This is a genomic window from Parablautia sp. Marseille-Q6255 (assembly GCF_951230155.1).
In the GTDB taxonomy this organism is placed as follows: Bacteria; Bacillota; Clostridia; order Lachnospirales; family Lachnospiraceae; genus Choladousia.
The window spans coordinates 39619-52404 of sequence record NZ_CATNVD010000017.1 but is presented as its reverse complement, the minus strand read 5'-3'; the positions used below and the strand labels follow the sequence as shown (position 1 = coordinate 52404).

Here is a 12786-nt window from a genome sequence, read left to right as displayed (position 1 = left end):
AGTATATTATTCCTGTTCTTTCCCGTAATCCGAAAAATCCAGCCCGTATGCAGGCAAGCTTGCACAGTCTGTTTTTTCGGATTACTGCCGTACAGAACTGTTGAATCACTTCATTTCCAGTGATGGGAACAGTGTCGCATCTGTGTGCGGCAAAAAGCAGCTTGCTACAAATTCATCCATATATGTCGGCTCATTGCTGAGTTCCAGATACGTCATATTGTGCGCCACGTCAGCGACCTTCTCTTCTGCCTGTGCAGAACACAGCATAGCGTAAGCGCCTGACAGAGAAGAATTTCCGATATACGTGAATTTCTCCAGCTCAATATCCGGAAACATGCCGATGTTCACCGCATTGCGCATATTGATCCCGCTCCCGATGCCGCCTGCTACGTATACATGATCGATCATGTCCACGTCAAAATCAAGAGACTGCAGCATCACGCGAATGGCGGAAAAGATAGCGCCCTTGGCGCGGATAAAGTTGTCAATATCAACCTCTGTCAGCTCAATGTCTTTAACAGACGCCGCCTCCTCGCGGAAGGCAAGCACAAAGCTTCCCATACCGTATTCGTCGTGACGGATCCTGCTGCCTTCACGGATAAACTTGCCTTTCGGACTGATGATACCGCAGCGGAACAGCTCACTGATAATGTCGATGATACCGGAGCCACAGATACCTGCCGGCTTCTGACCTTCCTCTCCGACGATCGTAAACGTCGGCTCCATGGTTTCCCTGTCAATCGTACATGCTTCGATCGCACCATCCGTCGCACGCATTCCGCAGCTGATGTCGCCGCCTTCAAAGGCAGGACCTGCGGAGCATGCGCAGCTCATCATAAATTCGGAATTGCCAAACACAAGCTCTCCGTTTGTACCAAGATCGATCAGCAGGGACATTTCGTCTTTATTCCAGATCGCGCTTGCAAGCGTACCTGCCGTAATGTCTCCTCCCACATAGCTTCCGATGTTTGGCGCAATGATCACGCGCGCATGCCGGTTGATATCAATACCAAGATCAGCCGCATAAACGCCATCCACCTCATAAAACGTCGGAATATACGGTTCCATGCGGACCGGATCAGCATCGACGGCAAATAAGAGATGATTCATGGTCGTATTTCCTGCAATACAGATCCTGAAAATATTATCATGAGCAAAGCCTGAAGCACGGCAAAGAGAATCCACAAGAGGATTCAGCGTTTCATCAACGACTGCCGCCTGAAGCTTTTTACGGCCTCCAACCTTCTGCTGCTCAATAATCCGGTTGATCACATCTGCGCCAAAGCGGATCTGACCGTTTCCGGAAGAAGCCTTCGCAAGGATCTTTCCTGTCAGCATATCGACCAGAAGCGCCGATACAGTTGTCGTACCAATATCAATGGCAAGTCCGCCTACCTGTGGCTGTGCCCCCTTTGGCATCACATCCAGAACTTCCATTTTATTGTCCAAACGACGCACTACACATTTCAGATGAAAGCCTGACTGGCGCAGTGCATCCGCCAGCTTTTTCAGCGCAGCAAACGTGATCTTCACCTTTTTCACACCGCACTGTGCCACGATCGCCCGGATCAGCCGCTCATTATCTGGCATCGTATCATCCAGCGAAGGAGTCTCCAGCTGTACATCAATGATCTCCAGATCATTTTCAAATGTAATGCCGGCCTCTGCGATATCCGCCTTTGCTTTTTCAAAAATCTGAATCTCTTCTGTAGAACTCAGATCAGCAACCTTCATCCGGCTGCGGTAGGCAGACGCAATGTCCGGTACCAGTATTTCCACGTCAGAATTGACCGTGCTGATACAGGACAGTCTCCAGCCCTGATCGTATTCTTCCTGTGTAATGTGACGCGTTTTTTCAGAAAGCAGGCTGCCGCCCAGCAGCTTCACCTTACACTTTCCACATGCCGCATTTCCGTTACACGGTGCATCAATGGCCACATTTGCTTTTTTTGCCAGCTCCAGAAGGTTTTCTCCTTCTGCTGCAAACACTACAACATCCTCGCTGTTTTCGAATTTGAAAGTTACTTTAAACATTCGTCTTCCTCTACTTTTCTACAGCTTTCTGGTCAGATACCCGGAAACACATGTGCCTCCGGGTATCTGAATGTACTGCTTTCTCTTACGGCTGTCAGCTCACTCATGGCAAAACTGTTTCCGGGCAAAAATCCCTCCTGCACTGCCTGTTTCTGTTATGACACCGTTCAAAAGTTTAAATAAAATTATAACTCAAGATAAGAATCTGCATACAGCGTATTACCCTTGAATACGTCACAGGACTTGATTGTCTCCATGAGACGCAGATCATTCGGGTTTACGATCGCAGATGTAAGACCCTGCATCATAGCCATTGCTACGAGAGCGGAATCCATGATCGGACGGATATGCTTCGGCATACCGTTGGAGTTATTGGAAAGTCCTCCTGTAGAGTTCAGACCCATATCAGAGATCATCTTGATAAACTCAAGGATCTCCAGCTGCTTGTCCTGCATTCCCTTTACAACAAGGAACAGCGGATCGAACCACAGATCTGTCTCTTCCATGCCGTGCTCCATACCTCTCTCCAGAAGTGTCTGAAGGAACATCATACGCTCATCATTGTCTGCAGCGATACCTTCACCATTGCAAAGAGCGATAACGATTGCATCGTTTGCTGCTGCAAGGTCAACGTACTCGATTCTTCCTGCTGCATCGGCAGAGTTTACGATCGGTTTTCCTTTGGAACGATTGTAAACAGAGATACCAGCCTCGATTGCTTTCTTATTGGAAGTATCCAGTGCAAGCGGAACGTTGTCAAACTCGCTCTGAAGAAGCTTTACTGCCCACTTCATCAGCTCTTCACCGTCTGACTCTGCCGGTCCGATGTTTACATCAAGATAAACAGCGCCTGCGTCAAGCTGCTGTTTTGCACGTTTGATGATTGGTTCCGGATCTCTCTCCGTAAAAGCCTTGTTTACTGCCGGAGCAGTCGTAGAAAGTCTTTCGCCGATTGTAATAAATTTGCCCATTGTCATTCTCCTTATTTGTATTATTTTTAGAAAGCGCAGCCAGAGATGCTCTGTGCACTTTCTGAAGTACTGCAAGCGCTATGTAGCTTATGCTGTGATCTCTTTCATAAACTTCACAAGCTGAACTGCCTCGTTCGGAGCGATGATGATCTCCCATCCCGGAAGCTTTGCTTCCAGCTCGCCCTTCAGTACAGCTACCTTACCCGGGATAACCAGTCTTCTTGACTTGATCTTGCCCTCAATATCCTGCTCCTGGAAGAATTTTGCGATGGAGCTTGATGAGAACTTACCGGCAGCCCATGATGTCAGTACGGAAAGTCCGCCGGCATCATTGATGATCAGGTTCATCGGAACACCAGAACGCTCCAGCTCACCGGATACTACGAAATAGGTAAGAGCAAAGTCTACTGTTGTTACACAGATAGAATTCTCATCTGCACCGTTTAACGGGTAGATGCCCGGCTCAACCTTCATTGGCTTCTGCGGGTCTGTAAATACGTTCTGACGCAGACCGTAAAGCGGAAGTGCTTCAGCGTATGTCATCTGCTCCATAACTACGATAGAACCATATTTCATCGTGAACAGGGAAGCAAGTGCTGCCTGCAGGTGAGCGTTGCCCTTTGCAAGCATTGCTACATTTACGATAGACGGGTAACCGCATGTACGGTTGCTGTCCTTGATCGCTGCTTTACGGAACTGAACTGCTGTTGTGAACGCATCTTTGATCGATGTCGTGCCGCAGTCGATCAGCAGATTCTTATTGCCAAGCTTCTCAAGTGCTGCCACAGTGTCATACAGCTCGTTGATGTCAGCGCCCTGTACGCCAAGTACTACGCCTGCCTCTGTAGCTACTGCGTTCATTGCCTCGTAATTGGAAGCGTTTGCTCCGTTTAATACCGGCTTTGTATCCTTTACAAGGGCAACTGCTTCTTTTGCCACCTCAGCGTCTGTACATCCGAGGATCAGAACACGGCCAAGTCCTGCCGCTTTCTTTACGAGGTCAAGGTATTTGTCCTTTCCTGCCTCTGCAGCATAGTTTACATATACCATCTCTACGAACATTCTCTCACCGATACGCTCGTAATCTACCTTCGGGATCTCTGCCAGCTTTGCATCGATTGTTGCGTCATCCATGCAGCTGCAAAGAGATACCGCATATCTTGTCTTGCTTACGAAAGTCTTCTCATGACGGAACAGAACTGTCTCGCCGCCAAGTGACATCTCGTTCTCGCCAGCGCCGACTTTGATCGTCTTCATTGGCGGAGCTGTTGCCTCACTCATGGCAGCCTTTGCTTCTTCTGAGAAGTACGGACATGCATCAATGGATACTGCGCCCTGTGCGACCTTCATAGAGAACGCCATACATGTCGGGCTGCCGCATTCCTTACAGTTTTTCTTTGGTGACAGTTTGAAAATATCAAGACCTTTGAGTGCCATATCTTTTTTCCTCCTTATGCTTCACAGTTCTTATGCTAATTCCGCAATCAGTGTTTTGATCGTCTTTACAGATTCCGGATGTTTCAGGATCACAGCGTTTGAACCTGCTGCAAGAACTGCCGCTGCAGTCTCGATTTCCATATCAACGCCACGAGCCTCCTGGCATCCCCATTCAGGCATATCTGTTTCAGAAGCCATTGCCTCTTTTACGCCCCATACTTCGGAAGCAACCGGAGTAACGATCGGCATCTGCAGTGTTGCATCGCCCTGTGACAGAGCTGCTGCTTTTACACGATCCATTGTAGATACAACGTACTCAAAACCATATCCTGCTGCTGCTGTACCAACATTCATCACTACGCTCTTGCCATCTACACCAAGCTGTGTAAGCAGTACATTAAGCTGTTTTGCAAGGTTGATATCAACGGCTGACTCAGCGCCAACGATCTGCTTGTAAGCAAGACCTGCTGAAGCACCGATTGTCTTGTAATTCTCTTCTTTTGCTGCAAGGATCATTGCATTCTTTCCTTCCAGAGCTGCTGCTGCCTTGTCCAGAAGTTCAGCATCCTTTTCTACGTGCTTGCATCCGCAAACTACAAGCGGAACATCAACTGCTTCTGCGATGTCCTTTACGAGCTGTACCAGCTCCTCCGTAGATTTGTTCTCTCCGTTCGGATCTCCGCCTTCCAAACGTATGCTGAGGAAATCAACGCCCTCAAATGTAACGGCTTTTTTTGCCATATCAACAACTGTTGCGCAGCCTTCGTAATATTTTTTTACGCACTCCGGCTCATTGTCCAGACCGCCGTCTGTGATCTCGATACCTACCTTCGGTGCATTCTCGATCGCATCGTCGAATGTATAAAACGGAAGTACGTTCTCTCCACCAATTTTAATCGCTTTGTCGCCAGTGCCAATTTCAACTGTGTTGATCTTTGCGTTGAATTTTCCTGATTTTGCAGTAAACGGCATTTCTACATTACCTCCTTGTTTTTCCATACCAGTCCTGCATCGGGTAAACGCAGGACTGTATGTTTGCTGGTTTATTTGATACCCGGCAAAGCCGGGGTGATACACAAAATAATATTAATATTGTGATTCGCTAGCCTGAATGCTTCACCTTTGCATCTCATTGTCAGACTCGAAAAATGTTACACATTTTCCTCGTTAAAAAATCATGCTGTTCTCGTATGGGAACCCGCAAGCGACTTCCCAAACTGTGAACATCATACGGTGATTCGCTGGCGAATCCCCTGGCTCGAAAATCCAGCCGTGCAGGCACGTCTGCCGGTGTAACACACCTTCTGATTTTCTCGCTGACACCTCGGTTGAAAGTACGCAAGCGTCCTTTCCTTCCTCGGTGTTACATCATCGGTTCCATGGAGAGTGCCGGATGGCCCTTCTCTTCAAGGAATGCCAGCAGTGTTTCCGGATCTTCTGCAACTGTCTCGTCACCGATCATATCTGTGAAGTTGTCGATGTCGTACATTTCTTTTGCTGTTGCGTTCAGACGCTCTGCTACCTGCTCCTTCAGATCCTTCGGCATCCATACGATACGGGCAACTCCGCCCTCTGCCTTCATGAACTTCTTGGAAGCGATGAAGTGCTTACCATGTCCCATAAAGCCTGGTGTCTGAACACCGCCGCCTGTCATGGAAGCAAGCTCCGGGAAGGTCATTCCGATCGGAGTCATTCCTGCATACTCGCGGTTTGCGATACATACACCGTTGGAAAGCGGCTCAATACCACAGATACACTCGAAGCATCCGCAGGAGGTCATCGGCTTCTCAATGATAGAGTACAGGGATACATCCTCAAGAGCACCCTGAGAGAACTTACGAACTGCCTCGTTTACGTCCTCATACTCACCGATACGCTCATCGATTACTTTTTCCTTGGTGATCACCTGGCACGGTCCCTGCGGATCCAGCTCGTTCGTTGCCTTTGCGTCCAGCCATGAAACGGCACCGCAAAGTCCGAGACGCTCCGGTGTAACCACACATACGTGGCTCGGGGAGAATGCCTGGCACATGATACAGCTGTAGTATACGTCTACGCCTTCATCTGTCAGTGTATTCAGACGCTCGTCGCGCTTGTCAAATGACGGAATAGCCAGCTCATGACGAAGCTTGGTACACTGCTCTGCATCTGTATAAATCTTAACCTGACACTTGTCAACAACAGCAGCAAACTCACTCTTTACTTTCGCATAAAGAACTTCACCGATGTGCTTTGCACGGAAGCCTGCATTGAAGGTGTCCTTGCTGATACGGATACGGATCATATCACGCTGTCCTGTATGCATCATACCCTCTACGCAGTTTAAGTAAGAGTGGAATTTACGCTCGAATACCGGCTCAAAGTCGGACTGCATACTCTTTCCTGCTACCTCTACCACGTAAGCAATGGAGTGCTTGGAGCCTACCTCGAACTCATCGATATCCGGTCCGATCAGCTCGATCTTGTGATCTTCTACCTCTGTTACGTCCTTTGTTGTAACAAGCTCGAAGCAGTCTACTCTGGATCCGTCAAACTCTACCTGCATATCACCGCGGCGGATGATCTCGCCCTCGAATGCAGATGCGAATGCTACCGGAATATCAATGTTTGTAATCTTGATCTTGATGTCACGCGCCTCAAGAGATGTAGCATTGAACTTGCTTACATCCGGCTGTACGATCAGGCTCTTCGGAACGCTGATATTCGGGAAGGAAGTCTCGTTTGTGATTACCGGGAAACCAAGTGCGATCGCTCCTGCACCGCATGCTACGATCACCGGATCAAGCGGTGAGAATGCGTTTACAAATGCCGGCACGCGCTTGAATGTATATTCCATCAGGCCTGCTGCGTCTCCGCCCTTGATGTTACCAAAGATCAGGGCTGCTCTTACTGCAACAGATACAACGTGGATAACGGATGTCACATCTTTTCCAAGCGGGATCACACGTACGTTGGCACCAGTCTTGTATCCAAGCTCCTCACACTGGTCAATGATACCGCCGACAAGTGTTACCAGGATACCCTGTGCCTGATAGCTCTTTACAAGAGCAACGCCTTCCTCTGCGCTCGGAGCTGCTCCAAGGATAACAGCTACGCCCGGAATGTCGCCTGTTACGAGCGGTACGCCCAGCTCACGGATCGTAGCATCGCCGAGATGTCCGTAGCACGGAGCCTCGTACGGTGTCGCACCGTCAATGTATTTCAGCACCTCAAGAAACTCTGCGCACAGAGCTGTAGCCACGCCTGACATGAATACGTCATTTAATCTTTTCTCACGTGTCATCAGAGTCTTTACTACGCCGAGTGCCTCTTTCAGTTCGCCAAGGTTTCCTACCTTGGTACCTGTTACTCCGTAGTAGCACGGCAGGCTGTATGCTGTATCCGGAAAAGCAATTGCCTTGTCAGCACCATACTGCGCAATGGCTGCATCGATTGCACCTTCTGTCAATCCGTATACAGTATCATTTCCGCTAAAAGCAATATCAAATAAAGTCACTGTTCTACCTCCACTAATTGTTCGATTGATCTATTTTTTCTTTTATGCTGCGAATTTCTTCGATCAGCTTCTGGCTGAAATCATAAGGCGACTGTCCCTGGCGGTCCGCATCGATCACCTCGGAATTATAATGGATAAAACCGAGCAGATCCTCTGCAGGGATCTTTGAGCGGATATACGCCTCATCGTCCTCGCTGCGCACCTTGTTTGCCACAACACGCACCTGCTTTACACCAAGGTCATTTGCCAGACGTTTGACATTTTTATAGGTCTGCACGCTTCTGGCACCCGGCTCGATCACAACAACAAACTCATCCATGCCGCTTGTTGTGCCCCGTCCAAGATGTTCCAGCCCTGCTTCCATATCAAGCACGACGACATCATTGCTGCGGAGCATCAGATGGCTGATAATGCGCTTGAGCATCACATGCTCCGGGCAGACACAGCCGCTCCCGCCGGTCTCTACTGTGCCAAGCACGAGAAGCTTGACTCCGTGGCAGACCTTCGCGTATTTATCCGGAATGTCATCGACCTTTGGGTTCATTCTGAAGATCTTGTTGAACTCATCCGCACCGGTACGCTCTTCTACAAGCTTACGCATCTTTGAGATCGGAATAATCTCATCCAGCTCCTCCTCGGAAAATCCGAGTGCAAGACCAAGATTCGCATCTGGATCTGCATCCGCAGCGAGAACAGATCTCCCCTCATCTGCATACATTCTTGCGAGCGTCGCCGCAAATGTTGTCTTTCCTACACCGCCCTTTCCGGTAATAGCAATCTTCATAATCCAGTCACCTCATAATTCTATATTCTGTCGAAACCGGCAGCCGTTCCAAACAGTCATCAGATACCGATTGCCGCTCTCTTCTCTTCAATTCTGTCGATCATCTTATCAACAAGCTTCTCAATATCTGTTTCTACTGTATAAGCTGCCTCTACCCAGTCTCTGATTCCGCCGGTCAGAAGCTCTGCAACCTCAGAAGAACCGCTCACATACGGGTCAACACCGAGGAATGTATCAATACCGGTTGCTACTACGTAGTTACCAATAGATACTGCCTTCTCAGACATCCACTCCGGAGCACAGCCTACAACCGGAAGCTGTGAAATGTTCAGGCCGGAATCCTTAGCAAGCTCTGCAACCAGGTTCATCATACGGCTGATGTCTACACAGGAGCCCATGTGGAGTACCGGCGGGATATCTGCCAGCTCACAGACTCTCTTCAGTCCTGCACCGCACAGATCCTTTGCTCTCTTATCCATCAGACCTGCTTTTGCTGCAGCCTGTGCAGAACATCCGGAAGCTACCACGATGATATCGTTTGCGATCAGCTTCTTCATAAGCTCGATATGTGCTGTATCCGGGCGTACCTTCGGGTTGTTGCAGCCTACCATTGCCACAGCACCGCGCAGAACACCAGATGTGATACACTCGATCAGCGGCTTTGTTGTGCCAAGCGTATCTACCTGAGAGTTTGTAACGCCATCCAGTACCTTAACAATTGCCTCTAAGGAGTAACCTACTGTTGCCTTCTGCTTCATATCCGGGATATGAACAAGCTCCGGCTTTCTGTTCTTGAAGTTTTCAATAGCAAGCTTAACGATCGCCTTTGCATTTTCATCCGCATTTTCCGGTGAGAACTGGATAAACTCGGAATCCGGCATCTGTGCGATCGGAGAAGTTGTGATGAATTTTGTGTGGAAGCATTTGCTCAGTGGCCCGAGTGCCGGGAAGATACACTGAACGTCAACGACGATCGCCTCGCACGCACCTGTCAGTACGACATTCTCCTGCTGCAGGAAGTTACCTGCCATCGGGATACCACGGCGCATTGCAACCTCATTGGATGTACAGCATACACCGGATACTGTGATGCCCTTAGCGCCCATCTCTTTTGCGTATGCGATCATCTCCGGATCATCTGCATACTCACAAACCATCTCAGACAGTGACGGATCATGTCCATGCACAACGATATTTACGTTTTCTGCGTTCATAACGCCAAGGTTTGCCTCTGTATCGATCGGCTTCGGCGTACCAAAGAGCACGTCAGAGAACTCTGTACCTGCCATGGAACCACCCCATCCATCTGCAAGACCTACACGCAGGGACTGACGGATCAGTGCTTCCGGCTTGGAAGAACATCCCATATGAGTCATATGTAAGGAAGAAGATACCTCGCGGTCGATCGCACGCGGAGCAACCTCCTGAGCCTTCCACAGATCCTGTGTATGCTGCGGTGTTCTCTTAATGAAGTTCTGGTTGCCAAACGGCTTTCCATACTCTTCCAGAGCTTTAAGCGCCATCTCATGAGCCAGATCGTAAATGTCCTTACCCTCTGTCTCTACGCCCCACTCTTTTGCGATACGGATCAGCTTCTCAGGATCTTTTACCTTGTAAGCGCCATTCGGGTCTGTGCAGTAGAGTGTATGGCAGATCTCGCGACCGTGGTCAGAATGTGTAGCAGCTCCTCCTGCTGTGAATTTCAGGTAGTTACGTGCAACGATACCATGAACGTCGCATCCGCAGATTCCTCTCGGTGCCTTCGGTGTGATACGGCACGGTCCCATGGAACAAATTCTACAGCAGATACCCTGCTCACCGAATTTACAGTGCGGAGTCTGGTTCTTTACACGATACTGCCATGCATCTGCTCCAACCTTTTTTCCGGTCTCCAGAAGCCGTTCGGTAGCAGCTTCAAACTCTTCCACTGTCGTTAATTTAAAGTCTCCCATTATAAACCTCCTTGAATATTCTTAATTAATGGGTGTAGCTACATTATAAGGAAAGCTTTTTGATGATCTCTTCGAGCGCCACGCGGACAGGTGAATCATCCGGCAGGCCGACTGTCGGCTTTCCATCGCAGTCATATTCATAAACCTGATCATCGTGCGGCACAACGCCAAGGAGTGTCAGTCCCTGTTTCTCGATCTCCTCCATTGTACCCTGGTTCAGTTTGCCCTCCGGCGCACGGTTCACGATCAGTCCGATCGTCTTCGGATTCATATTGCATTCTCTTGTAAGCTCTGCAATCCTTCCGGCAGCCTGCACGCCTCTTCTGGAGCAGTCACTGACAAGAATGATCGTATCTACCTTCGGCAGGATGCCCCGGCTGATATGTTCCATTCCCGCTTCATTGTCCACAAGCATGTACTTGTAATTCGGGAGTAGCTTCTGGAGCTGGGTCTGCAGCAGACCATTGACAAAGCAGTAACACCCTTTGCCCTGCGTACGCCCCATCACGAGAAGGTCAAAATCATCATCCTCTGCAAGGCAGCGCTGAAACATGACTTCCATATAGTCTGCCTTTGACATACTTGCGGGAATAGGATTTTTCAGACTGTTCTCTGCCTGAGCAACCTCTTCCCTGATATCGCCCAGCGTCATATCAACCTCAACGCCAAGGACTTCGTTCAGATTGGAATTTGCATCCGCATCGACTGCGAGGACTGGCGTCTTCCCCATCCTGCACAGGCTCTGGATCAGCATCCCGGAGAGCGTTGTCTTTCCTACTCCGCCTTTTCCTGCAACTGCTATTACGTGTGCCATGTGTGCCTCCTGATATTCAATATTTCAGACTGCACGGCAGTACACAGCCGGTCTGCCATGCAGTCATCTGCAGCAAAAGCTGCGTCTGGTCTTATACTAATGTTCTGATACCGGACTCGTTGATGATATCCGTTACGTCTTTCCACTTATTCAGAGCGTACAGATGGATACCGTTGATACCAAGTGCGCGGTACTCATCCATCTGCTTGATCGTGTACTCGATACCAGCCTTCTTAAAGTCAGCCTTCTTCTGATCAACTGCTGCATCGAACGGCTCCTTGTCAAACGGATTCGGGAAGATCCAGTACTTGGAGATCAGCTCGCACAGTGCACGCGGCATTACGCATGCGTTACGTGACAGAGCCATGTTGATCGTAGCTGCCTGATCCAGGATCGGCATGATACCTACATCTACCGGCATTGTTACGCCTGCTGTACGGATCGCGTCGAGCCAGCGCTTAAACTGCTCCATATCCCAGCAAAGCTGTGTCATGATGTAGTCTGCTCCGTTGTCCTGTTTCTGCTTGAGCACTGCGATATCAGACTCAAGGCTGCGGCATGCGATATGTCCTTCCGGAGATCCTGCTACAGCGATCTCGATCTTGTCGCCGAACTCTTTGCGTACAAAAGCTACGAGATCTGTTGCGTACTTGAAGTCTCCGCCTGTACCTGTCCATCCAAACGGAAGGTCGCCGCGCAGTGCCAGCATATGGTCCACACCGTTGTCAAGGTAGTTCTGGAGCTGCTCCTTGATACCCTCGCGTGTATTTCCGATACATGTGAAATGTGTTACCGGAATCGTACCTGCATCCTGGATCATTTTGCAGACATCCATGTTCTTTCCAACATTTGTTCCGCCTGCACCGTATGTACAGGAAATGTACTCCGGCTGGAACTCGCACAGGTGTCCGATCGTTCCCGGAAGATTCTCCATACCCTTATCTGTCTTCGGCGGGAAGAGCTCGAAAGAAAGAAGCTGTTTTTCTTTCATCATTTCTGATAATTTTACTTTTGCCATTTTTAGTTACCTCCACTTTTTTATGTAAATATTTATTTACTACCAAATCCATATGCTTCCGGTCCTCTGGTCAGCAGTTGATCTTTACGACACCGCCGGTCAGATCTGCCATCGCGATCGTTCCCTCGATCGTCCTGGTATCCCCCATCACGTCTGTCAGCGTGATCTGGTTTCCGTCCACATCAATCCTGCTGATATACTCCATGAGCACACAGTCCGGATCACTTGTCTTATATGCAGTTGAAAGACACATAAAAACACCTCCTTCGCCTGCGTGTTT

The 12786-nt window shown here is 49.2% G+C and carries 10 protein-coding genes; all 10 read right to left on the bottom strand.

All coding sequences use genetic code 11. The features are described from left to right. Positions 1-105: 105 nt before the first annotated feature. The 10 genes from acsV to QOX44_RS13835 all read right to left on the bottom strand — a co-directional run bounded on the left by acsV (position 106) and on the right by QOX44_RS13835 (position 12759). Positions 106-2034 (bottom strand): corrinoid activation/regeneration protein AcsV, encoded by a 1929-nt coding sequence (gene acsV, locus QOX44_RS13880; protein ID WP_283683875.1) that lies wholly within the window; start codon positions 2032-2034, stop codon positions 106-108. A 185-nt stretch (positions 2035-2219) separates the two neighbouring features. Further along, positions 2220-3005: a carbon monoxide dehydrogenase/acetyl-CoA synthase methytransferase subunit gene (gene acsE / locus QOX44_RS13875; RefSeq protein ID WP_283683873.1), complete on the bottom strand. Its 786-nt coding sequence runs from the start codon at positions 3003-3005 to the stop codon at positions 2220-2222. A gap of 87 nt (positions 3006-3092) precedes the next feature. Further along, complete coding sequence (acsC, locus tag QOX44_RS13870; RefSeq protein ID WP_283683872.1) at positions 3093-4442, bottom strand: acetyl-CoA decarbonylase/synthase complex subunit gamma; 1350 nt, start codon at positions 4440-4442, stop codon at positions 3093-3095. A 30-nt stretch (positions 4443-4472) separates the two neighbouring features. Beyond that, the gene (gene acsD, locus QOX44_RS13865) at positions 4473-5414 is read right to left on the bottom strand and encodes an acetyl-CoA decarbonylase/synthase complex subunit delta (RefSeq protein WP_283683972.1); all 942 of its coding nucleotides are present in this window, start codon (positions 5412-5414) and stop codon (positions 4473-4475) included. A gap of 391 nt (positions 5415-5805) precedes the next feature. After that, the gene (acsB, locus tag QOX44_RS13860) at positions 5806-7938 is read right to left on the bottom strand and encodes an acetyl-CoA decarbonylase/synthase complex subunit alpha/beta (RefSeq protein ID WP_283683871.1); all 2133 of its coding nucleotides are present in this window, start codon (positions 7936-7938) and stop codon (positions 5806-5808) included. A gap of 13 nt (positions 7939-7951) precedes the next feature. Then, positions 7952-8722 carry an ATP-binding protein gene (locus tag QOX44_RS13855; RefSeq protein WP_283683870.1) on the bottom strand — a complete coding sequence of 257 codons (771 nt, stop codon included), beginning with the start codon at positions 8720-8722 and terminating at the stop codon, positions 7952-7954. A 59-nt stretch (positions 8723-8781) separates the two neighbouring features. After that, positions 8782-10674, bottom strand: coding sequence for an anaerobic carbon-monoxide dehydrogenase catalytic subunit (cooS, locus tag QOX44_RS13850; protein ID WP_283683869.1), 1893 nt, complete (start codon positions 10672-10674; stop codon positions 8782-8784). A gap of 43 nt (positions 10675-10717) precedes the next feature. Beyond that, positions 10718-11488 carry an ATP-binding protein gene (locus QOX44_RS13845; protein ID WP_283683868.1) on the bottom strand — a complete coding sequence of 257 codons (771 nt, stop codon included), beginning with the start codon at positions 11486-11488 and terminating at the stop codon, positions 10718-10720. A gap of 91 nt (positions 11489-11579) precedes the next feature. Then, positions 11580-12506, bottom strand: coding sequence for a methylenetetrahydrofolate reductase (locus QOX44_RS13840; protein ID WP_283683867.1), 927 nt, complete (start codon positions 12504-12506; stop codon positions 11580-11582). 70 nt (positions 12507-12576) lie between these two features. Beyond that, positions 12577-12759, bottom strand: coding sequence for a CooT family nickel-binding protein (locus QOX44_RS13835; RefSeq protein ID WP_283683866.1), 183 nt, complete (start codon positions 12757-12759; stop codon positions 12577-12579). Between the last annotated feature and the right edge of the window lie 27 nt (positions 12760-12786).

Coding starts and splice junctions, on each gene's coding strand:
- acsV (WP_283683875.1), bottom strand. CDS start 2,034: ATGTTTAAAGTAACTTTCAAATTCGAAAACAGCGAGGATGTTGTAGTG.
- acsE (WP_283683873.1), bottom strand. CDS start 3,005: ATGGGCAAATTTATTACAATCGGCGAAAGACTTTCTACGACTGCTCCG.
- acsC (WP_283683872.1), bottom strand. CDS start 4,442: ATGGCACTCAAAGGTCTTGATATTTTCAAACTGTCACCAAAGAAAAAC.
- acsD (WP_283683972.1), bottom strand. CDS start 5,414: ATGCCGTTTACTGCAAAATCAGGAAAATTCAACGCAAAGATCAACACA.
- QOX44_RS13855 (WP_283683870.1), bottom strand. CDS start 8,722: ATGAAGATTGCTATTACCGGAAAGGGCGGTGTAGGAAAGACAACATTT.
- cooS (WP_283683869.1), bottom strand. CDS start 10,674: ATGGGAGACTTTAAATTAACGACAGTGGAAGAGTTTGAAGCTGCTACC.
- QOX44_RS13845 (WP_283683868.1), bottom strand. CDS start 11,488: ATGGCACACGTAATAGCAGTTGCAGGAAAAGGCGGAGTAGGAAAGACA.
- QOX44_RS13840 (WP_283683867.1), bottom strand. CDS start 12,506: ATGGCAAAAGTAAAATTATCAGAAATGATGAAAGAAAAACAGCTTCTT.
- QOX44_RS13835 (WP_283683866.1), bottom strand. CDS start 12,759: ATGTGTCTTTCAACTGCATATAAGACAAGTGATCCGGACTGTGTGCTC.